This window comes from Pseudomonas frederiksbergensis (assembly GCF_035751725.1).
In the GTDB taxonomy this organism is placed as follows: Bacteria; Pseudomonadota; Gammaproteobacteria; order Pseudomonadales; family Pseudomonadaceae; genus Aquipseudomonas; species Aquipseudomonas frederiksbergensis_A.
Window position 1 is genome coordinate 3,066,224 of record NZ_CP142104.1, and the last position, 22,718, is coordinate 3,088,941.

The following is a 22,718-nucleotide window of genomic DNA, read 5'->3' on the forward strand; positions in this document are numbered from 1 at the left end:
ATGGCCGCTGCGGGCCATCGCCAAATCGCCCACCTCAGGCGCTCTCAGATCCGTGCGGGTGACACGATGATTTTCACGTTGTGTTCCTTGTTGTTCACCAGTTCCTCGAAGCCCTGCCCGACGATCTCCTCCAGCTGGATGCGCCCGGTCACCAGCGGCGAGATGTCCAGGCGCCCGTCGGCGATGAAGGCAATCACGTCGACGAACTCGCCGTTGTAGGCAAGCGCGCCCAGCACCTGCTTCTCGGTGGAGACCAGCTCGAAGAAGTTGAACTCGCTCGGTTCTTCGAAAATCCCCACCAGGACACATTTGCCGGCCTTGCGGATAAGGTCGATGGCGAACTTGGCGGTGTGCTTGTTGCCGATGCACTCGAAGCTCACATCGGCGCCCAGCCCACCGGTCAGGCGCCGAACTTCGGTCAAGGCGTCGCATTCATTCGGATCGATGACATGGCTGGCCCCGACTTCCAGGGCCTTGGCCTTGCGCGCACCGGACATTTCCAAGGCAATCACCTGGGCCGCGCCGGCCGCCCTGGCGCACATGATCGTGCAGAGGCCGATGGTCCCGGCACCCACCACCACGACATTCTGGCCCAACAGGCTGCCGGCCTTCTTCACCGCATGCATGCCCACCGCCAGCGGCTCGATCAACGCACCGGCCTCGGCGGGAAAGTTGACAGGCAGTTTGTATAGCAAATTCGCCGGGACGTTGACCAGCTCCGCGAACGCACCGTTGTTCATCAGCCCGGTGAAGGCCAGGTTTTCGCAGATGTTGTACAGCCCGTGGGTGCAGTAATAGCAGGTGCCGCAGTGTTGGCAGGCGTCCGCCGCCACTGGCTCGCCGACGCTGAAGCCCTCGACGCCCTCACCCAGCTCGACGATTTCCCCGCAAAACTCATGGCCGAGGATGCACTGCCCCTTGATTCCGGTCAGCGGGTGCGGCGCCTCCACCGGGATGAACACCGGCCCGGCCACGTATTCGTGCAGATCCGAACCGCAGATGCCACACCATTGCACGCGGATCTGCACCCAACCGGCGGGCGGTGAAACCGGCAGCGGCACGTCTTCGACGCGGATGTCGTTGCGGCCATGCCATACGGCGGCGCGCATGCTGCGGGTCGGTTTGATTGAAACGTTCATAGCGTTGCCTCCAGAATTTTCATAGGGGCGACGACTCAAGCGTCGCCCGCTTGGTCAGTGCTGTCCGATGAAGTCGAGAATCAATCGATTGACCTGTTCCGCTGCTTCCATCTGCACCATGTGCCCCTGGCCCGGCAGGACTTCGACCCGCGCCGATAACCCTTCGGCGTGAGACGCCGGGATGATCGCGTCGTCGCTGCCCCAGATCACCAGGGTCGGGACGTGGCCGGCCTGCACGACGTCGCGCAGGTCCGCCTGCTGGCGGCCGTCCTTGAACAAATTCCCGGCCAGTTGGCGCAATGCGATGTCCACGCCTTCCAGGCGCTTGTACTTGAGCATGTCGTCGAGCATCTGCCGGTTGACCAGCTCGGCATTCGAGAACAGCTGTACGAGCTGTGGCTTGAGGGCGTTGCGATTGGCCGCGTCGACGAAGCCTTGCAGGTAACCGCCGTTGATCTCCGCGCCCAGGCCGGCGCTGCCGATCAAGGTCAGCGAGCGCAAGCGTTGCGGCATCAGGCGCGCGGTATTGAGTGAGACGGCCCCACCCATGGAATGCCCGACGAGATGGGCCGTGTTGATATCCAGGTGATCGAGCAACGCCAGTACCACACCGCTCAGCTCATCGAGGTCGCCGCGTTTCAGGTTTTTTGCCGACTCGCCATGGCCCGGCAGGTCCAGGGCAATCACTCGACGCCCGGCTGCCAATGCTTCATGGTTGAACAGCCAGTTGTTCAGGTCGCCGCCAAAACCGTGCACCAACACCAGCGGCGTACCGCCCTCGCCGCGCTCGAAATAGCGGATCACCCGGCCGTCAACCTCGACTTTCTGCGGTTTCGGGCCACTGTCTTCGTCGGCCGCGTCGCCGGGCACGAAGTTGGATTGGAATTGTTCAATGACCGCGTCGATCTCGGCGTCGCTGGCCTCGCCTTCGACGACGATGCCGAGCAAGGCGCCGACCGGCAGGGTTTCATCCTGACGAGCGACCTGGCGGCGCAGGACCCCGGAGAACGGCGCTTCGACGCTGCTCGAGATCTTGTCGGTCTCGACGTCCATCACTTCATCGCCCTTGGTGATGGGCTGCCCCTCTTCCTTGAGCCAGGCATCGACCCGGCCCTCGGTCATCGACAGGCCCCACTTGGGCATGGTCAGGGTAAAAATCTGGCTCATCAGCGCTTGCTCCACTCGATCACGTTGAGCACGGCTTGTTCGATCTTCGCCGCGTCAGGGATGTACAAGTCTTCCAGGGAATCGGAGAACGGCACCGGCGTGTGCGGCGCGGTGACCATTTCAATCGGAGCCTTGAGCGCGCCGAAGGCCTTTTGCGCCACCAGCGCCGAGATGTCGGTCGCCATGGAGCAGCGCGGGTTGGCCTCGTCGATCACCACCAGGCGCCCGGTCTTCTCGACGCTTTCGAGGATGCTGTCCTCGTCCAGCGGGCTGGTGGTGCGCAGGTCGATCACTTCGCAGTCGATGCCGCGGCCGGCCAGGTTGCGCGCCGCGTCCATGGCGGTGTTGACCAGCCGCCCGTAGGACACCAGGGTCACGTCCTTGCCGTCGCGCAGGAAGTTGGCCTCGCCGAACGGCACGGTGTAGAGCTCTTCCGGCACCTCGCCCTGCATGCTGTAGAGCAACTTGTGCTCGCAGAAGATCACCGGATCGTTGTCGCGAATGGCCTGGATCAGCAGGCCCTTGGCGTCGTAGGGCGATGATGGGCACACCACTTTCAGCCCCGGAATATGCGTCCACAAAGACGTGAGCATCTGTGAATGTTGCGCCGCGGCACGCAGGCCGGCCCCGACCATGGTGCGGATGACCAGGGGTGTGGAGGCCTTGCCGCCGAACATGTAGCGGAATTTCGCCGCCTGGTTGAGGATCTGGTCCAGGCAGCAGCCGGCGAAGTCGACGAACATCAGTTCGCACACCGGGCGCACGCCGCAGGTGGCAGCGCCGACCGCCGCGCCGACATAACCGATTTCCGACAGCGGCGTGTCCAGCACGCGTCCGGGAAACTGGTCGTAAAGCCCCTTGGTGACGCCGAGCACGCCGCCCCAGGCATCGTTCTCACCGGGTGCGCCGGCACCACCGGCCACGTCCTCACCCATGATGAACACGCTGGAGTCGCGGCGCATTTCCTGGGCCAAGGCTTCGTTGATTGCCTGCTGATAGCTGATTTTTCTCGCCATGATGGGATTCTCTCTTGTTGTTTTTAGGAGGGCGTTCAGGGATAGCTGACGTAGACGTCGGTCAACAGGTCCGCCGCGCAAGGCTTGGGATCGGACTTGGCCTTGTACACGGCGTTTTCGATCAGCATCTCGACTTCCTTGTCGATCTGGTCCAACTGCTCGACGGTGAGCAGCCCAGCCCGGGTGGTACGGTCGCGGAACTGCATCAGGCAGTCCTGGTTATCGCGGAAATGCTTGACCTCGTCGGGTGCGCGATAGGTCTGGGCGTCGCCCTCGAAGTGGCCGTAGTAGCGGGTCAGCTTGACCTCGATCAACGACGGCCCCTCCCCGGCACGGGCGCGTTCCACAGCAGCTCCGGCGGCTTCATGGACGGCAAAGAAGTCAAAGCCATCGACGGTCACGCCGGGCATGCCGAAGCCGGCGGCGCGGTCGGCGATGTGGTCGCAGGCGACCGACCAGTTCGACGCGGTGGCTTCGGCGTAGCCATTGTTTTCCGCGATGAACAGGCACGGCAGGTTCCACACCGAGGCCATGTTCATGGCTTCGAACACAGCGCCTTCGTTGGAGCCGCCGTCGCCGAAAAACACCACGGCGACGCTGTCGGTGCCCTTGAGCCGCGCCGCGAGGGCCGCGCCGACTACCAATGGCGCACCGGCGCCGACGATGCCGTTGGCGCCGAGCATGCCTTTCTCGAAATCGGCGATGTGCATCGAGCCGCCCTTGCCTTGGCAGACGCCGGTTTTCTTGCCATAGATCTCGGCCATCATCCCGTAGACGTCCACGCCCTTGGCGATGCAATGGCCGTGGCCACGGTGGTTGGAGGCGATGCAGTCGTCATCGCCCAGGTGGGCCATGACGCCGGCGGCCGAGGCCTCTTCGCCGGCATACAAGTGGACGAAACCAGGGATCTCGCCAGTGGCGAACTCCACGTGCAGGCGCTCTTCGAAGGCGCGGATGGTGCGCATGACCTGATAGGCGTGCAGCAATTGATCATGGGTGAGCGATGTCGACATTTTTATTCTCCAGGGGTGTCTTCTTGAAGGTTCAAGGGGTGTTGCGGGTGCTCGCGGCCGATGGCCAACAAGCGTTGTTGCGCGGCGTAGGTGAGCACCGCGTTGACGTCGATGCTCAGCGGGCCGCCGGCATCGAGGGTGACCGTGGGCCGGTCCTGCACGTTGAATTCGATTTCCCGCTCGCCATCCAGGGCCAACGTGCCGGCCGAAAGCGACAAGCCATGGGCGACGCCGGGTGCCAGCGGGCCAGCGGCCAGTACCCCACAGCCTTGCAACAAGCCCGGCGCGAGCGGCACCAGCAGCGCTTCGGGCGATTGCGGGTCCAGGCGCATCCAGGCACCGCCCGGCGCCTGGCGGGACACCGGAAACCACAAACCGCACAGCGCCGACAAGCCGATGGACTGCGGCTCGGCGAAGGTCACGAACACTTCGGCCAGATCCTGTGCCCGGCTGATGGCCCGGGCGCCGACGAAGCGCAGCGGCGACACGGCAACGTCCACCAGGGCGACTTCACGCAAGCCGCGAGCGGCATCGCATACCAGCAAACGCTTGTTGCGGCGCAAACCGATTTCGTCCGGGATCCTGCCGCTGGCGTACAGCCCGCCGGCCAGCCCGGCGCTGGTGGCCTCGCGCAGTTCGGGGAAAGCATTGTTGGTGCCGGTGGAAAGGGTCAGCAGAGGAATGTCGCCAACCTCGGCCGCCACGGCTTTGTGGGTCCCGTCGCCGCCCAGCACGGCGATCAACGCCACCCCGCGCTCGGCCATCAGGCGTGCGGCGCGGCGGGTGTCTTCGACGGTCTGGCGCAGGGTCAGGTCGAGGAATTCCAGGGCCGGCCAGTGGCTGCTGCGGGCCTGGCGACTGTGGCTGTTCTTCAGCACGGCGGCGGCCATGCCGATCATGTCGGTGGGCATCAGCACGTGCTCGATGCCGGTGGCGCCGAACGCGGCCAGCAGGCGCTGGATCACCGAAACCTTGTCGGTACTGGAAAACAGCCCGGCATTGGCGGTCAGGCGCCGCACGTCACGGCCCGATGCGGGGTTGGCGATGATGCCGACAGTGAGCGGTTGGCGGCTCATGGCGCCACCGTGGCGGAAACGATCAGCTGGCTTGGCGTGCAAGTCATAGGCACCTCTTTTTATTATTGGAAGCCCAGCGGGTGTGGGTCCAAGGCCTAGAGCAAGGCCGGTGCCAATTGCTCGATACCTGGCGAGAATGCCCGAGATAGAGGGCTCGCGGCGTCCCGTGGCAAACGTCGCCGCCAAGTCCGGTGAGACGCCACATGCCAGCCTGCACGACCAAGCCGCGAGACGCTGAGACGTGGCGTCTCACGTCGGCCCCCGCGCTCCGTCGGGCTTGTCTGAGCCCGGCGATCAGCGCTTAATGTGCCGACAACGACAAGAAGCTGAACCGGAGGCCCCTATGCTTTCCGCTCACTCCAGGGCGCATGTGGATTGCGTCAGCCGCGTGCTGAAGAACGCCACCCAACTGCCGCAATTGCCCGTGCCGGACCTGATCCTCGACTCCTGGCGCCGCTCCATGGAGCAACATCACCTGGACCCCGGCTCGCTGCAGGGGCCGCGAATCCTGTCCAACGACGTGCTCAAGCAATGTCGCGAGCGCTCGGAACTGTTCCTCAATATCGCCAGCGACGAAGTGGCACGCCTGCATGGCCGGGTGCGCGATGCCGACTATTGCGTGCTGTTGACCGATGCCCAAGGCCAGACCATCGACTATCGGGTGGAAACCACTCTTCGCAACGACTGCCGCAAGGCCGGGCTGTACCTGGGCACATGTTGGTCGGAAGGTGAAGAAGGCACCTGCGGCGTGGCGGCGGTGCTCACGGCCAAGACGGCGGTGACGGTGCACAAGCGCGACCACTTCCGCGCGGCATTCATCGGCCTGACTTGCTCCGCCGCGCCGGTCTTCGACCCCCAAGGCGAGTTGCTCGGCGTGCTGGACGTCTCGGCGGTGCGCTCGCCGGATGACCGACGCTCCCAGCACCTGATCCGGCAAATGGTGGTTCAGAGCGCCCGGGAAATCGAACAGGCATTTTTCATGAGCAGTGCCCAGGGCTATTGGGTGCTGCGGGCCCATCGCAACGCCGGCTACGTCGACAGCCAGCCGGATTTCCTCTTTGCCTGGGATGACGACGGCTGCCTGCAAGCCCTGAACCCGGCGGCGCGCCAGTACCTGATGCAACGCTATGGCCAGCTGCCTCGCCACATCAGCCAGGTCTTCGACCCACAATTGCTGCACCGCGCCCGGGACGAAAGCCTCTACCCCCTGGAAATGGACTTGCATGGCCGCTTGAGCGCGCCACGCCGCCGCGCCACATCGCGCCAGCGCGCCGCAATGACGCCGACCGAACTCGACCCACGCCTGGCCGACAGCCTGAACCTGGCGGTGCGCGTCAAGGACCGTAACCTGCCGGTGCTGATCCAGGGCGAGACCGGTTCCGGCAAGGAAGTCTTCGCCCGCCAGCTGCACCAGGCCAGCCAGCGCCGCGACCGGCCTTTCGTGGCCTTGAACTGCGCGGCCATCCCGGAAAGCCTGATCGAGAGTGAGTTGTTCGGCTATGTCGCCGGCGCCTTTACCGGCGCCTCGGCCAAGGGCATGCAAGGCCTGTTGCAGCAGGCCGACGGTGGCACGCTGTTCCTCGATGAAATCGGTGACATGCCGCTGGCCTTGCAAACGCGCTTGTTGCGGGTGCTGGCCGAAGGCGAAGTGGCGCCGTTGGGGGCCTCACGGCGCAAGGCTGTGGACATCCAGGTGATCTGCGCCACCCACCGCGACCTGGAAGCCCTTGTGGCGGCCGGCGAGTTTCGCGAGGATTTGTATTTCCGCCTTGGCGGTGCGCGCTTCCAGCTGCCGCCGCTGCGTGAGCGTACCGACCGGTTGGCGTTGATCAATCGCATCCTGGAGGAAGAGGTGGCGCTGTGCGGGGGGCCGGTGCAACTGAGCGGCGCGGCGCTGGAATGCCTGCTGGGGTATCACTGGCCGGGCAACGTCCGGCAACTGAGGCATGTGCTGCGCTATGCCTGCGCAGTCTGCGAAGCGAGCGTAATCCAGCTCGACCATTTACCGGAATCACTGCACGGGGAACAAACCACCGCGAACGCCGACGAACCCAGCGCCAGTCCGGAACGCCAGGCGCTGCTGGATGCCTTGGTGCGGCATCGCTGGAAACCCACCCCCACGGCCCGGGCGCTGGGTATTTCCCGGGCCACGCTGTACCGCCGGGTGCATCAGCATGGGATCGAAATGCCCGGCAGGCGCCCCGGGTGAGCGCTTATCGTCGCGCCAGCTCATGCCGCACGCATTGTTCGTAGTAAGTCTGCTTGACGGCGGCGGGCTTGAGCCGCGACGCGCTGTTGTAGGTCTGCTCGGTGATGCCCAGGGCAGTCATGCGCATCCAGGGGCGAGGAAACTTGCGCACCTGCAGCTTCTTGCGTGCGCCATACAGGCTGACCCCGGACAGCTTCGACGCCTGGGCGCCCGCTGCGATGTCCGAACCCCAGCGACACACCGACTGCTGGTTTGCCGTCAGGGCCCGGGCCTGGGCTTCAAGCGAAACGGCGGCCATGAGCATGGCCGCCGCGATCCAGATAGAAACACGCATAGGTTTGTCGTCCAACTTTCTGAAATGAAAGAAGTTTGACTTCAACTTAATGAGCAAGGGGCCAGCACGATCAGGCAATTTTTTGTGGCGAGGGGATTATCCCCTCGCCACCAGATTACTTACCGGCCTTCGCCTCCTGCAGCAATTGCTGGATCACCTGCTCCTGCTCGCCATAGCGCCCTTCGCCAAAGTGGCTGTAGCGTACCTGTCCCTTGGCATCGATGAAGTAATGGGCCGGCCAGTATTGGTTGTTGAAGGCGCGCCAGATTGCATACTGGTTGTCGATGGCCACCGGGTAGTGGATGTCGAGCTTGCGCACCTGCTCGCGCACGTTATTGATGATCTTCTCGTAACCGTACTCCGGGGTGTGCACGCCAATGACCACCAGCCCGTCCTTCTCGTATTTCTTCGCCCAATCGTTCACATACGGCAGCGTGCGCTGGCAGTTGATGCAGTCGTAGGTCCAGAAATCCACCAGTACCACCTTGCCCCGCAACGATTCGCTGCTCAGCGGCGGCGAGTTGAGCCATTGCACTGCGCCGTCCAGCGCAGGCATGGCACCTTGGGCATCGAGCGTCGGCATGGTGCTCGCGCCCGCCTTGCTCACCACGTAGTCGATGGCCTTGGGCACATTCTCCAGCAGGCTTTTCTCCAGGCTGGCCGACTGTTGCGATGACGTCGCCGCCAATAACCGGTCATCCGCCCCAGTGCCGATTGCCACAGCCGCCAGCAAGACCAGCGTACCGGTGGCCCGACGCAGCCAGGCCGTGATCGGCAGCGAGGGTTTCAGCCGACCGATCAAGCCCCGACCGGCAAGGATCAACGTCCCCAGCGACAAGGCACTGCCCAGGCCGTAGGCGAGCAACAACAGGCTGGTCTGCGCACTAGCACCCTGCAGCATCGCCCCGGTCAGGATGACGCCGAGGATCGGCCCGGCGCACGGTGCCCAGAGCAGCCCGGTGGCAATGCCGATCAGCACCGACGCGACAGGCCCGCCCATCCGCCCGGCACCGGCATCAAGACGATTGCCCAGGCTGACCAGGGGCCGGGCGAGCCAGGTACCGACCCGGCTGAACATCAACGACAAGGCGAACAGCACCATCACCACCAGGGCGACTTGCCGACCGACGCTGCTGGCCCGTATGACCCACTCGCTGCTGGCGACCGCCAGGCTCGACACCAGGGCAAAGGTCAGCACCATGCCTCCCAGCGTCAATAACACCGAGCTGCGCGATTGATTGGCCCGGGCGAACAGGAACGGCACCACGGGAAGAATACAAGGGCTGAGGATCGTCAGGATCCCGCCGAGAAATGCGATCAGAAGCATGGCAACACCTCAAAATGGAATGAAGCACGAAAAAGTGCGGGCACCTTTGTGGCGAGGGAAATCATTCCCTCGCCACAACCGCGCATGCATGGCTGGCGTGGTGCTTTCAACTCTGGTTGGTGCAGTTATCGGAAAGCTTGCGGTAATCCAGCGCCTGCTCATGACCCGCCGAATCCAGGTAGGTCATGTGCGCATTCACCACGCCGCAGGCCGGCTGTGGGTCTTCACTCAGCGACAGCACCTTGCGCACATCCAGGTGAGTGCCATAGGTATAGGTTTGCGCCTGGACGTTGCTTTCGGCCCGGGCCGACAGGGTGCAGATGTTCAGTGCGGCGAACAGGCAGGCGGCGTAGATGGCTTTGGTGTTCATGGTGCGCTCCTCGATTCAATGGTTGTTTATCGCTGAGGCCGGTTGGGTTGCCTCGATGGAAGCCATTGAATGCCACCCAGGTATCGCGCCTGTATCGAGCCGGGGGGCTTTTTGCATCGCCGTGTATCCGCCGAGCGCCAGATACACTGCAATACAAACCGTCGCGAGCCAGGCCGGCTGGTGGCTGTAGACTGACCCACATCAAAACGCCAAGGGGCAGAACACCATGGATCATGTCGATCATGTGTTGATCGTGGATGACGATCGCGAGATCAGGGAACTGGTAGGCAACTACCTGAAAAAGAACGGCCTGCGCACCACGGTGGTCGCGGATGGCCGGCAAATGCGCGCTTTTCTGGAAACCACGCCGGTCGACCTGATCGTGCTGGACATCATGATGCCCGGCGACGATGGCCTGGTGTTGTGCCGGGAACTGCGCGCCGGCAAGCACAAGGCCACGCCGGTCTTGATGCTCACCGCTCGCAACGACGAGACCGACCGCATCATCGGCCTGGAAATGGGCGCCGACGATTACCTGGTCAAGCCTTTCGCCGCCCGGGAGCTGCTGGCGCGGATCAACGCGGTGCTGCGGCGCACGCGCATGCTGCCACCCAACCTGGTGGTCACCGAGAGCGGGCGCCTCCTGGCATTCGGCCGCTGGAGGCTGGACACCACGGCTCGGCACCTGCTGGACAGCGACGGCACCATGGTGGCCTTGAGCGGCGCCGAATACCGCCTCCTACGGGTGTTCCTCGACCATCCGCAGCGGGTGCTCAACCGCGACCAGCTGCTGAACCTGACCCAGGGCCGTGACGCCGACCTGTTCGACCGTTCCATCGACTTGCTGGTCAGTCGCCTGCGCCAACGCCTGTTGGACGACGCCCGCGAACCCGCGTACATCAAGACCGTTCGCAGCGAAGGCTATGTGTTTTCGCTGCCGGTGGAGATCCTCGAGGCCCCGGTATGAGACTGCCGCTGCGTTGGCCGCGCACCCTCGCCTCGCGCTTGTCGCTGATCTTCCTCATCGGCCTGATCCTGGCCCAAGGCTTGTCATTCGGCGTCCAGTACTACGAACGCTACGAGAGTGCGAAGAACACCATGCTCGGCAATCTGGAGACCGACGTCTCGACGTCGGTGGCGATACTTGATCGCCTGCCTGCCGCGGAGCGCCCCGCGTGGCTGCCCAAGCTTGCGCGACGCAACTACGGCTACGTGCTCGACGAAGGCCAGCCAGGCACGCCGATGCTTCCCAACAACGCGCCGATATCGGTCAGCTCGATCCAGCAAGCCCTCGGCGAAACCTACGCGCTGACCTACAACCAGATCCCGGGCCCGAAAATGCACTACCAGGCGCACCTGCGCCTCAAGGACGGCAACCCGCTGACCATCGATGTGCGCCCGGCCATGGCGCCGCTTTCGCCTTGGTTGCCGATGGTCTTGCTGGGGCAACTGGCGCTGCTGATCGGCTGTACCTGGCTGGCCGTGCGGATCGCCGTCAGCCCCCTCACCCGGCTGGCGCAGGCGGTGGAGACCCTGGATCCCAACGCCCACGGTGTACGCCTGGACGAAAAAGGCCCGACCGAGGTGGTCCACGCGGCCAAGGCCTTCAACGCCATGCAGGACCGCATCGCTGTCTATCTAAAGGAGCGGATGCACCTCTTGGCCGCGATCTCCCATGATTTGCAGACCCCTATCACCCGCATGAAGCTACGGGCCGAATTCATGGACGATGGCATCGAAAAGGACAAGCTTTACAGCGACCTGGGCGAAATGGAGCACCTGGTGCGCGAAGGCGTGGCCTACGCCCGCAGCATCCATGGCGCCACCGAAGCCAGTTGCCGGATCAGCCTGGATGCGTTTCTCGACAGCCTGGTGTTCGACTACCAGGACACCGGGCAAGACGTACAACTGTCCGGCAAGAACGCCGCGATCATCGATACACGCCCGCACGCGTTGCGTCGGGTGCTGGTCAACCTGGTGGACAACGCATTGAAGTTCGGCGGCTCGGCGCAGATCCAGGTCCAGCCTGCCGCCAACGGACAATTGGCGATCCAGGTATTGGACCGAGGACCCGGTATCAGCGAGCAGGAGCTGGCCGAAGTGCTCAAGCCGTTCTACCGGGTAGAAAGCTCGCGCAACCGGGAAACCGGCGGCACGGGCCTGGGCCTGGCGATCGCCCAGCAACTGGCGAACGCCATGGGCGGCGCGCTGACCTTGAGCAATCGCGAAGGCGGTGGCTTGTGCGCGGAGTTGCGATTGGGGTGCGATCCGCAGGCGTGAAGTTGATAAAGACCCCGTGGGAGCGGTCAGGTTTGTATATCAGTGTGTCAACCAGCACAGCGCATACACAAACTTGCACACCGCCCCCTTCCGGACACACCCCGCTTACACCCATTTGAAAGACTCCTCATGTCCCCGGCCACCACGGCGCCGGGCCCCGACTTCCAAGGAGCTTTCCCATGCCTACCGCCACCGCAACGCCGCCTGCTTTCCGCTACCAGGGTTGGTCGCTGTTCAACATGATTGCCGCCCTGGTGCTGCTGATGACCGCGCTTATCCTGATCATCAACCCGGACCTGACCGAAGGCGTGCGCAGTGCCATTCGCGCCACCGCTCGCTCATCCTTCGTCCTCTTCCTGCTGGCCTTCACGGCCTCGGCGTTTGCCGTGCTGGTGCCCTCGCCCCTGAGCAAATCCCTGGTGCGCGAACGGCGCTTCATCGGGCTGGCCTTTGCCTTTTCCCATCTGGTCCACGCCTTGTTGATCTACTGGTACGGCCAGCTCAACACCGAGTTCTGGCCTGGCCGGACCACGCTTGGCAATGTGCCCGGCACCGTAGGCTACGTGTTCATCCTGCTGCTGGCCCTGACCTCATTCAAAAGCACTAAGCGACTGATTGGCACCACCGCCTGGAAGCGCCTGCACACGACCGGCATGTGGGTAGTGGCGGCGATCTTTGCCTACTCCAACTTCAAGCGCATTCCCATGAGTGACTGGTACGTGCTGCCGTTCGGCCTGATCTGCGCCGCCACGGCGATCCGCCTGGTGGGCAAGCTGGCCCAGGCCAACAAGCGCCAATCCTTGGCACGTGCGGCCTGAGCGAAGGAGAACGATCATGTACGCAACTGTCTCGAAAGCGTTGAACGGCCTGCACGTCAACCTCAATCACGCCGGATCGTGGCTCGCACCGCTGGGGCTGCGCCTGTTCCTCGCTTGGGAGTTCTTCGAATCCGGCCTGGAGAAATGGAACGGCCAGAACTGGTTCGCCGAGATTCAGTCGGCCTTCCCCTTCCCGTTCAACCATGTGCCGGCCAGTTGGAACTGGGAATTGTCGATGTGGGCGGAGCTGATCTGCGCCCTCGCCCTGTTGATCGGCTTGGGCACACGGGCGTCGGCGCTGGTATTGATGGTCGTTACCGTGGTTGCCACTGCCGCCGTGCATTGGCCCGCCGACTGGTCGAGCCTGAGTGAGCTGGCCCAGGGGTACGCGATCACCAACAAGGGCTACGGGAACTTCAAGCTGCCGTTGATCTACCTGATTGCGCTGCTGCCGTTGCTGTTGCAGGGAGCCGGCAAGTTGAGCGTGGATGCGCTGCTCAGGTCGTTGCCCTGGACAAAAAAATCGAAACCTTGAAGGGCTTGCGTCGGTCCAGTCCTGTATGAGCCATGGCGCTGCGTACCGCTGCCACAGCGGTCGCAGCCCCCTCAAGACAGCCCATCAGGACGAGGAACAGACATGAGCATGACCGTCGGCGATTTTCTGGTTGAACGCCTTTACGAATGGGGCGTTCGTCGCATCTACGGCTATCCGGGCGATGGCATCAATGGCGTGTTCGGGGCCTTGAACCGGGCCAAGGGAAAAATTCGCTTTATCCAGGCCCGGCATGAAGAAATGGCCGCGTTCATGGCCTGCGCCCATGCCAAGTTCACCGGCGAGCTGGGGGTCTGTATCGCAACGTCTGGCCCTGGGGCGTCGCACCTGATTACCGGTCTGTATGACGCACGCATGGACCACATGCCGGTGCTGGCGATCAGCGGCCAGCAGGCGCGCAACGCGTTGGGTGGGCATTATCAGCAAGAACTTGACCTTGTCAGCCTGTTCAAGGATGTTGCCGGCGCGTTCGTCCAGCAAGCCAGTGCCCCGGCCCAGGTCCGCCACCTGCTCGACCGCGCGGTACGCACGGCGGTGGGTGAACGTCGAGTGACTGCGTTGATCCTGCCCAACGACCTGCAGGACCTGGAATACACGCCACCGCCCCACAAGCATGGCACGCTGCATTCAGGTGTCGGCTACCGCAAACCCAAGGTCGTGCCCTACGAGGAAGATCTGCGCCGGGCCGCCGACGTGCTCAATGCCGGCAAGAAAGTCGCTATCCTGGTCGGCGCCGGAGCCCTGCACGCCACGGACGAAGTAATTGCCATCGCCGACAAACTCGGCGCCGGCGTCGCCAAGGCCCTGCTCGGCAAAGCAGCGGTGCCCGACGAGTTGCCATGGGTGACCGGCTCAATCGGGCTGCTGGGCACCGAGCCTAGCGACAATCTCATGGCCGGTTGCGACACCTTGCTGATGATCGGATCCGGCTTCCCCTATGCCGAATTCCTGCCCGGCGAAGGCCAGGCGCGTGGCGTGCAGATCGACCTTCAGCCAGACATGCTCAGCCTGCGCTATCCCATGGAAGTCAACCTGCAAGGCGACAGCGCCGACACCCTGCGGGCGTTGTTGCCGTTGATCGAAGAAAAAACCGATCGGGCCTGGCGCGAAAAGATCGAACATTGGCGCGCGGACTGGGACAAGACCCTGGAAAAACGCGCCCTGGTATCGGCCAAGCCGATCAACCCGCAGCGCGTCACGTTCGAACTGTCGCCACGACTGCCGGACCGCGCCATCATCACCTGCGACTCCGGCTCCTGCGCCAACTGGTACGCACGGGACGTCCAGATCCGTCGCGGCATGATGTGTTCACTCTCCGGCGGCCTCGCCTCCATGGGCGCGGCCGTGCCCTACGCCATCGCCGCCAAGTTCTGCCACCCGGACCGCCCGGTCATCGCGCTGGTGGGCGACGGCGCGATGCAGATGAATAACATGGCCGAGTTGATCACGGTCGCCAAATACTGGCGCACCTGGACCAACACCACCTGGATCTGCGCGGTGTTCAACAACCAGGACCTGAACCAGGTGACCTGGGAGCAACGGGTCATGGAAGGCGACCCGAAATTCGAGGCGTCCCAGAACATACCCGACGTGCCCTACCATCTGTTCGCCGAGTCCATCGGCCTCAAGGGCATCCTCGTGGATCAGGAAAGCGACGTCGCCAGCGCCTGGGAACAGGCATTCGCCGCCGAACGCCCGGTGCTGATCGAGTTCCGCACCGACCCCGACGTTCCACCGCTGCCGCCGCATATCAAGCTGGAGCAGGCGAAGAAATTCGCATCCACCCTGCTCCAGGGCGACCCGAACGAACGCGGCATCGTGGTCGAGACGGCCAAACAGGTGCTCGGTGCGTTGCTGCCGGGACATCGCAAGGACAAAGAATAAACATGCAGACCCGAGCGAGCCGTTATGAGCTGGTCCTGCTGGGAAGCTTCGTAGCCCTATGGACATGGCTGGCCATCGCCCCGGTCAAACGCAGCGACTGGCTGGCTGAAAACCTGCTGGTCGTTGCCCTGCTGGTGGCTCTGGTGGCGGTCCACCGGCGGTTCAGCTTTTCGCGCCTGTCCGCCACGCTGGTATTCGTGTTTCTCTGTATTCACGAGGTAGGCGCCCACTACACCTATGCGAAAGTCCCCTATAACCAGTGGTGGCAAGCCCTGACCGGTGGCGAGCCGCTCGACGAACTCCTGGGTTTCCAGCGCAACCAGTTCGATCGCCTGGTGCACTTCAGCTATGGATTGCTGCTGGCCTATCCGGTGCGCGAGGCGCTGCTGCGGGTCATCCCGGCCCGGGGTTTCACGGGTTACTTCCTGGCGTGGAACCTGATCCTGTCCTCATCGGCGATCTACGAGCTGATCGAATGGATTGGCGGTGCGTACATGGGCGGCGACACAGCCAAGGCGTTTGTCGGTGCGCAACAGGACCCGTGGGATTCACAAAAAGACATGGCCCTGGCGGCACTGGCTGCTTGCTTGACGCTGATGGTGGCGGCCACTGTCAATTATTTCCAACAACGGGACCTCGCCCGGGAATGGGCGCTGCGCGGCAAAACCAGTAGCTGAAAGCGATTGCTCGGCGAAAATGGAGCAACCGGTCAACAATCGCCTACTTTTATTAAGTTAATCAGGCGGTCAGCCGATACAACCCTAGTGCGGGGTATCTCGCGTTCAGCTGATGGCTTTGTTTTTATGATTGAAGATGCTGGCAACGGCTCCACGGTGCTTTCCGGCGAGCGGCCTACCCGAAGTTTCACCCGCCGCACCTTTCCGGCCATCATGCTGTTGCTCTTTGTCATGTCTTCACTGGCAATCGCGGTGCTGCTCAACATCACCCGGACCCAGGACGAACAGGCACGCGACCAGAGCCTGTTCTTTGCCCAGCGAGCCATCGACGGTATTCGTACAGGCATCGGTCGTGACTTGAGCGACTATTCCAAATGGAGCGATGCCTACCGTCACCTGCACGTAATGGTCGACAAAGACTGGGCCTATGACCAGGAAAACGTCGGCAGTAGCGTGTTTTCGCTGTATGGCTACCAAGCAGTTTTCGTCATCTCGCCGACCGGCAAGACGGTTTATTCGGTCATCGATGGCCAGATGAGCGAAGTGGCGGCCGACACCTGGCTGACCGGCGACCTGCGGGCGCTCGCCAGGAAGGCCAGCGCCGCGGAGAATCGCGATGAGGTGATCGTCGAAATGCTCCATCATGAAGACGCGCCCGCCTTTGTCGCCGTCTCCGCGATCACCACCGGTACCGACAACAGCGTTGAAGAGATTCCTGGCCCGCCCAGCCTGCTTTTGTTCGTCAAAGTTCTCGACAGCGCTGCGTTGCAGAGCCTGTCACGGGACTTTGCCCTGCCCAATGCACACATCGCCCATACGCCAGGCCCGAAAGACACCGCGCAATTGCTGCTCGACGACCTGACCCGCGAAGCCCTGGCCTGGCGTCCCGCAACGCCTGGCAAGGACCTGCGCAAGGTGCTGCTGCCGCTATTGGCGCTGGCATTGTTGTTTCTTGCGATCATGGCCATGGCGGTGTTGCGTCATGCCTTGATCATGCTCCGCGCCCAGGAACGCCAGTACGCCAGCCTCCCGGCCCATCGCAAGGCGTTGGAACGCAGCGAGGAACGCTTTCGCGACATCGCCGAAGTGTCGTCCGACTGGTTGTGGGAGGTCGACGCGACCGGAACCTTGACCTACCTGTCGGAACGCTTCGAACAGGTGACGGGCTTCAGCCCCACGGAATGGGTCGGCAAACCGTTGCACCGGTTGCTGCACCCCCACAACGGATCGATCTCCATCGCCCATTGGCTGCTCGGCGGCGCCAACAGCGCTTCGTCTGCCCCGTTGCTGTGCGAATACACCGCGCGCAACCAACGCGTCCGCACCTGCAAGCTCTCGGTGCGAGCCATCGACGCCGGCAGCCAAGGCTTTCGCGGCACCGCCACCGACATCACCGACGAGTTGCGGGCGCTGGCGCAGATCAAGCATCTTTCCTTGCACGACCCACTCACCGGGCTGGCCAACCGCAACCGCCTGTTCGATTGCCTGAGCGAGCACCTGGACCAGGCGCAAAGCACGCCATTGGCGCTATTGAACCTGGACATGGATCGGTTCAAACCGGTCAACGACTCCCTGGGCCATGCCGTAGGCGACAAGGTCCTCAAGGAAGTGGCCCACATCCTCCAGCAAAACGTGCGCGACACCGACCTGGTGGCACGACTGGGGGGCGACGAATTCGTCATCGTCATGCCCAACCCCGGCAGCGCCAGCGACCTCGATCAGCTCTGCGAACGCTTGATCGACTGCATGCAACGCCCCATGCACCTGGACGGCAATACGCTGTACCTGGGCGTAAGCATCGGCGTGGCCTGGTCGCAACCCCTCGACCCGCGAGCCGAAGAACTGTTGCGCCAGGCCGACATCGCCCTGTATGCGGCCAAGGCCGCCGGGCGCAATACCTGGCGCATCTATGAAGAGGCCATGGGCAATATCGCCCGCGACAAACGCCGCTACGAACAGCAACTACGCGATGCGATGCAACAGGGCCAGCTTGAACTGCGTTACCTGCCCCGATTCGACGTCAGTGCCGAGCAGTTGCATGGATTCGAAGCCCAGGCGTTCTGGCACCATCCGGAACGCGGCGAACTGGCTGGAAGCGACTTCATCCCGGTTGCCGAAGCGTCTGGCCAACTGGAGGAACTGGGCACCTGGATGTTGATCAACGCCTGCGAAGAAGCGACGGCCTGGCCCAACGAGCTCAACGTTTCCCTGGCTGTTTCGCCTCGGTGGTTCAGCAGCAGTTTCCTGTTCAACCAGGTGCACAAGGCGCTGGAGACCAGCGGGCTGTCAGCCCAGCGCCTGACGCTTGAAGTGGCCGAAGGGGTATTGCTGACGGATCACAAGACGCTCGCCAATACCTTGCATGCCCTCAAGGCCCTTGGTGTGCGGATCAATATCGATAAGTTCGGCACCAATATCGCATCTCTGCGGGAGGTCCTCGACCAGCCGTTCGACGGCATTCGCTTTGATCGCAATATTCTTGCGCAGTTGGGTCTGGAGCAGGATGAAGAAGGTGTGCTGGCGATGATTCGGTTGAGTCGCAGCGTCGGGCTGATTGTCACCGCCGAGGGCATCGAGACTGCCCGGCAGTTCAATCAGTTGCGCAGTGTGGCGTGTGATCATGTGCAAGGTCCTTATTTCGGCGCGGCGTTGGCTCGGTCGCAAATGGCTTCGTTCTTTACTACGCCGCGGTGGCTCTAGCCTCTAGCGTTGACAGGCAGCCTCGTAAGCCCCGCCTACCCCCCCGGACTCTGCCGAAAACTGACCGCCAACCGATTCCAGCTATTGATAGTGCTGATCACCATAGTCAGGTCCACCAGTTCCTCTTCGCTAAAACTGCCACGGGCCAACGCATAGACGTCATCCGGCACCCGGCTTTCAGCCAACAGCGTGACCGCTTCAGTCCATGCCAGGGCAGCCCGCTCGCGATCGCTGAAAAAGCCACTGTCGCGCCACACCGCCACCGCATAGAGGCGCCGCTCCGTCTCGCCTTGGCGCCGTGCATCCACCGAGTGCATGTCGGTGCAGAAGGCGCAGCCGTTGAGTTGCGAAGCGCGAATCCTGATCAACCGCAGCAACGCCGGCTCGATGCTCAGGCGGCTGGTCAGCGCTTCCAGGCCAATCATTGCCCTCATCGCCCCGGGGGATGCACTGTAGTAATCAAGACGCGGGCTCATGGTGGGTTCCTTAGTGGTTGATCGATCCACGGTAGGACGCCGAGGCCGTCCGCGACAGGTCCAATGCGTCGATAAACGTCCACGCAACTTCTCCGGTCCGGCGCATTGCGGGTAATCTTACGTCTCGCCCCTTGCCGCAATCGATCACCCAGGAGCCCGCGGGTATGGAACTTCATGTCGTCATCAACGGCCGCAAGGACCTGACGGGTCAGTTGTATCGACAATTGCGCAGCGCCATCGAAAGCGGTCGTCTTGCCGCCGGCACGCAACTGCCGCCCAGCCGGCTGCTGGCCGAGCAACTGGGCGTTTCGCGCAAGACCGTTTCCGACACCTACGCGCAACTGACCTACGAGAATCTGCTCACCGGCATCATCGGCAAGGGCACCTATGTCAACGCGCGCCCGGCCAGCGTTGTGCGCAAACAGAGTCACCGTGAGCTTGCCGGGGCGGACGTGGTCGAGACCTGGCGCAACATGCCGGACTTGCTGCGCCATCCGCTGCCCGAAAGCGCGCTGCGCTATGACTTCATCGGTGGCGCCACCGGCAAGGGCCAGTTTCCCCTGGACGACTGGCGTCGCTGCACCGCCCATGCCCTGCGCCAGATCGCCAATGCCAAGGGTTTCTACAGCCAGCCCGAAGGCTTGCCGGCGCTGCGCAACGCCATCGCCCGGCACATCGCGTTTTCCCGGGGGGTTAATTGCCAGGACGAGGACGTGCTGGTTTGCAACGGCGCGCAACAGGCCCTCGACCTGATTTCCCGGGTACTGACTCGCCCCGGCAGCCTGGTCGCCATGGAGGACCCGGGCTATCCGCCGGCGCGCCTGTTGTTCGGTTCCCATGGCGCGACGGTGGCTGGGGTGCCGGTGGACGAGCAAGGCATGCGCGTCGACTTGATTCCCGACGGTACGCGGCTGATCTACGTGACGCCGTCCCACCAGTTCCCGCTGGGCATGCCCATGAGCCAGCCCCGGCGCGAGGCCCTGCTGGCTCGGGCTTATGAACTCGGGGCGATCATCATCGAAGACGACTATGACAGTGAATTCCGCTACGAGGGCCGCCCCACCGACTCGTTGCAGAGCATGGACGAGCGCGGGATCGTCGCGTACGTCGGGACGTTTTCCAAGACCTTGCTGCCGGAGCTGCGGCTCGGCTATACCGTCCTGCCACCCGCGATTCTCGAGGCGGTGATCCTCGCCAAGCGCCTTACTGACCAACACACCTCCACCCTGCCCCAATGGGCCCTGGCCAAATTCATCGCCGAGGGCTGCCTGCTCAAGCACATCCGCCGGTGCCACGCCCTGTATGCCGGTCGGCGCGAACGGATCCTGTCGCGCATGGGCGATGACCTGTCGCCCTGGTTCGAAGCCGTACCCACCACGGCGGGCTTCCATATGGCGGTGCTGTGCAAGGCGCCGATGGACCTGCCGTTGGTGATCGATTTGGCGAAAAAAGCCGAGGTCGGGCTCTACAGCCTCGACGGCTTCTTCAATGAGGCCCCGGTGCGTCCTGGCCTGATACTGGGCTTTGGCGCCATCGAATTGCTCGACATCGATATCGCCCTTGACCGCTTGCGAGATATCCTGCAGCAGGTTGCCTGATCGATTGGACTGGGGATTTATCCGCCTATTGGCTGTTTTAGCCTGGTCCTGCCGAGCCTATCCTTCCTGGGTGTCATCAGATTCCGTTCGACTTGATTCAGGAGCCAGGACAATGTCTCGCCAAGTAATCAACACCGTTCAGGTGCAGGCCGCTGCCGGGCGCTCGGAAGAACTGGGCCGGCAGCTGCAGCAAATCGTCGAAACCCTGCGAGCCTTGCCAGGCTGCGACGCCTACATGGTCGACCGCTGCCCGCAAGACAACGAGCGCTGGAACGTCAGCGCCCGCTGGCAATCGGAAGCGGCCATGCAAGCACATTTCAACTGCCCCGAAGTCCAGGGTTTCATCAGCCTGATCGAAAGCCGCCTGGCTCGAAGCGTGGATTTCAACAGTTTCCCGGTGGTCTGACCTACGCTTACGCCCTCGCCATGGGTGGTCTACGCATCTTTCAAAAAATTGGACGTTTGTCCCCGGTACCTTGGGGCTTAGGGTGAACGGGAACTCATTCGACACCCCAGAGGTACTGCCCGATGAAATCGCTCTATTTGATCGCTGCCCTGAGCCTGATTCCCATTGCCCCGCTTTATGCCCACGAAACCGCGCCGTCGGAAAACGTACAGGTACTCCAGGAAAAACTGTTGAAGAACCTGCCCGGCAAGAAAGCCATGATGCTGACCGTCGACTATGGACCGGGCCAGTCGTCCATTGCCCACATGCATGAAGGCACGGCCATGGCCTATGTGCTCGAAGGCGCGATAACCTCGCAAGTGAAGGGCGAACCGGCCATCACCTATAAGGCTGGCGAGTTCTGGTACGAAGCAGCCGGTTCCGAGCATCTGGTGTCGAAGAACGCCAGCGCCACCCAACCGGCCAAACTCCTGGTGTTCATGGTGATGGGCGAGGACGAAGCCGTGCTGATTCCGCTCAAGAACTGAGCGTGTCGAGGCCGGACAGGCCCGTCAGTTGCCTGCGCCCGCGTGGGCCGTCTCGATCTGCGATGATAGTAACCTCCCCTTCACGACGCCCGTACCGAGTCGACGCGACCATGAACGAGATGACCCATGACATCCACATCGCCACCGAGTCGATGTCTCAACCGCGCGCATTAGTGTTCCTCGCTTACCCGCAGATGGGCTTGCTCGACCTGACCGGCGCCCAGACCGTGTTCTGGGCGGCGACCAAAGCCATGGCCGAGCGCGGCCGGCCGGGTTATCAGATGCACACCGCGAGCCTGGCCGGAGGACTGATGCAGACCGCCGAAGGGCTGGTCGTGGAAACGGCGTCCCTGCGCCAGTTCGACGGCGCCATTATCGACACGCTGATCGTGCCCGGCGCCCCGAATATCCGTCAGGCGATGATTGATTGTGTCGAGCTGGTGGACTGGCTGCGCGCGGCCTCCGCCAGGGCCCGGCGCACGGCGTCGGTGTGCAGTGGGACCTTCCTGATGGCCCAGGCCGGCTTGCTCGATGGGCGCCGAGCCGCCACGCATTGGGCCATGTGCGAAATGCTCAAGAGCGGCTTCCCATTGGTCGAAGTGGACCTCGACGCCATCTTCGTCCAACAGGACAAGGTCTGGACCTCGGCGGGTGTAAGCGCCGGCATCGACATGGCCCTGGCGCTGGTGGAGGCAGACTGCGGTCGCGACGTCGCGTTGCAAGTGGCCCGGGAATTGGTGGTCTTTCTCAAGCGCCCCGGCGGGCAAGCCCAGTTCAGCCAATTGTTGCTGTCGCAGACCCAGGACAGCGCCGGGTTCGATCAATTGCATGCCTGGCTGGCCGAGCACCTGGACGAGGCCGACCTGACCATTGAGCGAATGGCCCGGCAGGCACGGATGAGCCCGCGCAATTTCGCCCGGGTCTACAAGCTCCAGACCGGGCGAACCCCGGCCAAGGCTGTCGAAATGTTCCGCCTCGAAGCCGCGCGCAGATTGCTGGAGGATTCCGAGCGCAACATCGACCAGATTGCCCGAACATGCGGCTTTGGCGATGAAGAGCGAATGCGCAACACCTTCCAGCGCCACCTCTCGATTTCACCTCGTGAGTATCGCAGCCGTTTCTCCCGTTGAAGCGAACGGTGCTATTGC

At 63.1% G+C, this 22,718-nt stretch carries 21 protein-coding genes; 12 read left to right on the top strand and 9 right to left on the bottom strand.

Annotated features, from left to right (window positions below; all coding sequences use genetic code 11):
* Nucleotides 1-44: 44 nt before the first annotated feature.
* The 5 genes from VQ575_RS13695 to VQ575_RS13715 form a co-directional block, all read right to left on the bottom strand.
* On the bottom strand, nt 45-1,109 hold the full coding sequence (locus VQ575_RS13695) for a 2,3-butanediol dehydrogenase (protein ID WP_325919887.1): 1,065 nt from the start codon (nt 1,107-1,109) through the stop codon (nt 45-47).
* An 84-nt stretch (nt 1,110-1,193) separates the two neighbouring features.
* On the bottom strand, nt 1,194-2,306 hold the full coding sequence (locus tag VQ575_RS13700; protein WP_325917681.1) for an acetoin dehydrogenase dihydrolipoyllysine-residue acetyltransferase subunit: 1,113 nt from the start codon (nt 2,304-2,306) through the stop codon (nt 1,194-1,196).
* The gene (locus VQ575_RS13705; RefSeq protein ID WP_039588736.1) at nt 2,306-3,322 is read right to left on the bottom strand and encodes an alpha-ketoacid dehydrogenase subunit beta; all 1,017 of its coding nucleotides are present in this window, start codon (nt 3,320-3,322) and stop codon (nt 2,306-2,308) included. Before VQ575_RS13705 ends, VQ575_RS13700 begins: the two co-directional genes overlap by 1 nt.
* A 35-nt stretch (nt 3,323-3,357) precedes the next feature.
* Nucleotides 3,358-4,335 carry a thiamine pyrophosphate-dependent dehydrogenase E1 component subunit alpha gene (locus VQ575_RS13710; RefSeq protein WP_039588737.1) on the bottom strand — a complete coding sequence of 326 codons (978 nt, stop codon included), beginning with the start codon at nt 4,333-4,335 and terminating at the stop codon, nt 3,358-3,360.
* Nucleotides 4,336-4,337: 2 nt separating this feature from the next.
* The gene (locus VQ575_RS13715; RefSeq protein ID WP_039588820.1) at nt 4,338-5,411 is read right to left on the bottom strand and encodes an ATP-NAD kinase family protein; all 1,074 of its coding nucleotides are present in this window, start codon (nt 5,409-5,411) and stop codon (nt 4,338-4,340) included.
* 343 nt (nt 5,412-5,754) lie between these two features.
* Between VQ575_RS13715 and VQ575_RS13720 the strand changes: the two genes are divergently transcribed.
* Nucleotides 5,755-7,620: a sigma-54-dependent Fis family transcriptional regulator gene (locus VQ575_RS13720; protein WP_039588738.1), complete on the top strand. Its 1,866-nt coding sequence runs from the start codon at nt 5,755-5,757 to the stop codon at nt 7,618-7,620.
* A 4-nt stretch (nt 7,621-7,624) separates the two neighbouring features.
* On the opposite strand, the gene VQ575_RS13725 is transcribed toward VQ575_RS13720, so the two are convergent.
* The 3 genes from VQ575_RS13725 to VQ575_RS13735 form a co-directional block, all read right to left on the bottom strand.
* Nucleotides 7,625-7,918, bottom strand: a complete 294-nt coding sequence (locus tag VQ575_RS13725) for a hypothetical protein (RefSeq protein WP_411829974.1) — start codon at nt 7,916-7,918, stop codon at nt 7,625-7,627.
* A gap of 151 nt (nt 7,919-8,069) precedes the next feature.
* Nucleotides 8,070-9,281 carry a cytochrome c biogenesis protein DipZ gene (locus tag VQ575_RS13730; RefSeq protein WP_039588740.1) on the bottom strand — a complete coding sequence of 404 codons (1,212 nt, stop codon included), beginning with the start codon at nt 9,279-9,281 and terminating at the stop codon, nt 8,070-8,072.
* 106 nt (nt 9,282-9,387) lie between these two features.
* Nucleotides 9,388-9,651, bottom strand: coding sequence for a DUF2790 domain-containing protein (locus VQ575_RS13735; protein WP_039588741.1), 264 nt, complete (start codon nt 9,649-9,651; stop codon nt 9,388-9,390).
* A 226-nt stretch (nt 9,652-9,877) separates the two neighbouring features.
* On the opposite strand from VQ575_RS13735, the gene VQ575_RS13740 reads away from it, so the two are divergent.
* From VQ575_RS13740 to VQ575_RS13770, 7 genes are all read left to right on the top strand, one after another.
* The gene (locus tag VQ575_RS13740) at nt 9,878-10,618 is read left to right on the top strand and encodes a response regulator (RefSeq protein ID WP_039588742.1); all 741 of its coding nucleotides are present in this window, start codon (nt 9,878-9,880) and stop codon (nt 10,616-10,618) included.
* Nucleotides 10,615-11,931, top strand: a complete 1,317-nt coding sequence (locus VQ575_RS13745) for an ATP-binding protein (protein ID WP_325917683.1) — start codon at nt 10,615-10,617, stop codon at nt 11,929-11,931. The genes VQ575_RS13740 and VQ575_RS13745 overlap by 4 nt, the downstream gene beginning before the upstream one ends.
* 179 nt (nt 11,932-12,110) lie before the next feature.
* Complete coding sequence (locus VQ575_RS13750) at nt 12,111-12,749, top strand: ferric reductase-like transmembrane domain-containing protein (RefSeq protein WP_325917684.1); 639 nt, start codon at nt 12,111-12,113, stop codon at nt 12,747-12,749.
* A 16-nt stretch (nt 12,750-12,765) separates the two neighbouring features.
* Nucleotides 12,766-13,284: an HvfX family Cu-binding RiPP maturation protein gene (locus tag VQ575_RS13755; RefSeq protein WP_325917686.1), complete on the top strand. Its 519-nt coding sequence runs from the start codon at nt 12,766-12,768 to the stop codon at nt 13,282-13,284.
* A 102-nt stretch (nt 13,285-13,386) separates the two neighbouring features.
* The gene (locus tag VQ575_RS13760) at nt 13,387-15,186 is read left to right on the top strand and encodes a thiamine pyrophosphate-requiring protein (RefSeq protein WP_045155932.1); all 1,800 of its coding nucleotides are present in this window, start codon (nt 13,387-13,389) and stop codon (nt 15,184-15,186) included.
* Nucleotides 15,187-15,188: 2 nt separating this feature from the next.
* A complete protein-coding gene (locus VQ575_RS13765; RefSeq protein WP_325917688.1) occupies nt 15,189-15,863 on the top strand; it encodes a DUF2238 domain-containing protein in 675 nt (224 codons plus the stop codon).
* Between the two features lie 126 nt (nt 15,864-15,989).
* Nucleotides 15,990-18,563, top strand: coding sequence for a bifunctional diguanylate cyclase/phosphodiesterase (locus VQ575_RS13770; protein ID WP_325917689.1), 2,574 nt, complete (start codon nt 15,990-15,992; stop codon nt 18,561-18,563).
* A gap of 35 nt (nt 18,564-18,598) precedes the next feature.
* Here the strand turns inward: VQ575_RS13770 and VQ575_RS13775 are convergent, their stop codons facing one another.
* Entirely contained in the window at nt 18,599-19,039 is a 441-nt protein-coding gene (locus VQ575_RS13775; RefSeq protein WP_045155929.1) for a carboxymuconolactone decarboxylase family protein, read from the bottom strand.
* 164 nt (nt 19,040-19,203) lie between these two features.
* On the opposite strand from VQ575_RS13775, the gene pdxR reads away from it, so the two are divergent.
* The 4 genes from pdxR (at nt 19,204) to VQ575_RS13795 (ending at nt 22,700) form a co-directional block, all read left to right on the top strand.
* Nucleotides 19,204-20,637: a MocR-like pyridoxine biosynthesis transcription factor PdxR gene (gene pdxR, locus VQ575_RS13780; RefSeq protein WP_039588750.1), complete on the top strand. Its 1,434-nt coding sequence runs from the start codon at nt 19,204-19,206 to the stop codon at nt 20,635-20,637.
* A gap of 112 nt (nt 20,638-20,749) precedes the next feature.
* On the top strand, nt 20,750-21,043 hold the full coding sequence (locus VQ575_RS13785) for a putative quinol monooxygenase (RefSeq protein WP_045155926.1): 294 nt from the start codon (nt 20,750-20,752) through the stop codon (nt 21,041-21,043).
* A gap of 122 nt (nt 21,044-21,165) precedes the next feature.
* Entirely contained in the window at nt 21,166-21,570 is a 405-nt protein-coding gene (locus VQ575_RS13790) for a cupin domain-containing protein (RefSeq protein ID WP_045155925.1), read from the top strand.
* A 110-nt stretch (nt 21,571-21,680) separates the two neighbouring features.
* Nucleotides 21,681-22,700, top strand: coding sequence for a GlxA family transcriptional regulator (locus VQ575_RS13795; protein WP_198727061.1), 1,020 nt, complete (start codon nt 21,681-21,683; stop codon nt 22,698-22,700).
* The last annotated feature ends 18 nt before the right edge of the window (nt 22,701-22,718 follow it).

Excerpts from the sequence above, each read along its gene's own strand:
- VQ575_RS13745 (WP_325917683.1), top strand. The coding sequence starts at position 10,615 with ATGAGACTGCCGCTGCGTTGGCCGCGCACCCTCGCCTCGCGCTTGTCG.
- VQ575_RS13705 (WP_039588736.1), bottom strand. The coding sequence starts at position 3,322 with ATGGCGAGAAAAATCAGCTATCAGCAGGCAATCAACGAAGCCTTGGCC.
- VQ575_RS13790 (WP_045155925.1), top strand. The coding sequence starts at position 21,166 with ATGAAATCGCTCTATTTGATCGCTGCCCTGAGCCTGATTCCCATTGCC.
- VQ575_RS13740 (WP_039588742.1), top strand. The coding sequence starts at position 9,878 with ATGGATCATGTCGATCATGTGTTGATCGTGGATGACGATCGCGAGATC.
- VQ575_RS13750 (WP_325917684.1), top strand. The coding sequence starts at position 12,111 with ATGCCTACCGCCACCGCAACGCCGCCTGCTTTCCGCTACCAGGGTTGG.
- VQ575_RS13755 (WP_325917686.1), top strand. The coding sequence starts at position 12,766 with ATGTACGCAACTGTCTCGAAAGCGTTGAACGGCCTGCACGTCAACCTC.
- VQ575_RS13715 (WP_039588820.1), bottom strand. The coding sequence starts at position 5,411 with ATGAGCCGCCAACCGCTCACTGTCGGCATCATCGCCAACCCCGCATCG.
- VQ575_RS13765 (WP_325917688.1), top strand. The coding sequence starts at position 15,189 with ATGCAGACCCGAGCGAGCCGTTATGAGCTGGTCCTGCTGGGAAGCTTC.
- VQ575_RS13710 (WP_039588737.1), bottom strand. The coding sequence starts at position 4,335 with ATGTCGACATCGCTCACCCATGATCAATTGCTGCACGCCTATCAGGTC.
- VQ575_RS13795 (WP_198727061.1), top strand. The coding sequence starts at position 21,681 with ATGAACGAGATGACCCATGACATCCACATCGCCACCGAGTCGATGTCT.
- VQ575_RS13760 (WP_045155932.1), top strand. The coding sequence starts at position 13,387 with ATGAGCATGACCGTCGGCGATTTTCTGGTTGAACGCCTTTACGAATGG.
- VQ575_RS13730 (WP_039588740.1), bottom strand. The coding sequence starts at position 9,281 with ATGCTTCTGATCGCATTTCTCGGCGGGATCCTGACGATCCTCAGCCCT.
- VQ575_RS13735 (WP_039588741.1), bottom strand. The coding sequence starts at position 9,651 with ATGAACACCAAAGCCATCTACGCCGCCTGCCTGTTCGCCGCACTGAAC.
- VQ575_RS13775 (WP_045155929.1), bottom strand. The coding sequence starts at position 19,039 with ATGAGCCCGCGTCTTGATTACTACAGTGCATCCCCCGGGGCGATGAGG.
- VQ575_RS13700 (WP_325917681.1), bottom strand. The coding sequence starts at position 2,306 with ATGAGCCAGATTTTTACCCTGACCATGCCCAAGTGGGGCCTGTCGATG.
- VQ575_RS13725 (WP_411829974.1), bottom strand. The coding sequence starts at position 7,918 with ATGGCCGCCGTTTCGCTTGAAGCCCAGGCCCGGGCCCTGACGGCAAAC.
- VQ575_RS13785 (WP_045155926.1), top strand. The coding sequence starts at position 20,750 with ATGTCTCGCCAAGTAATCAACACCGTTCAGGTGCAGGCCGCTGCCGGG.
- pdxR (WP_039588750.1), top strand. The coding sequence starts at position 19,204 with ATGGAACTTCATGTCGTCATCAACGGCCGCAAGGACCTGACGGGTCAG.
- VQ575_RS13770 (WP_325917689.1), top strand. The coding sequence starts at position 15,990 with ATGATTGAAGATGCTGGCAACGGCTCCACGGTGCTTTCCGGCGAGCGG.
- VQ575_RS13720 (WP_039588738.1), top strand. The coding sequence starts at position 5,755 with ATGCTTTCCGCTCACTCCAGGGCGCATGTGGATTGCGTCAGCCGCGTG.
- VQ575_RS13695 (WP_325919887.1), bottom strand. The coding sequence starts at position 1,109 with ATGCGCGCCGCCGTATGGCATGGCCGCAACGACATCCGCGTCGAAGAC.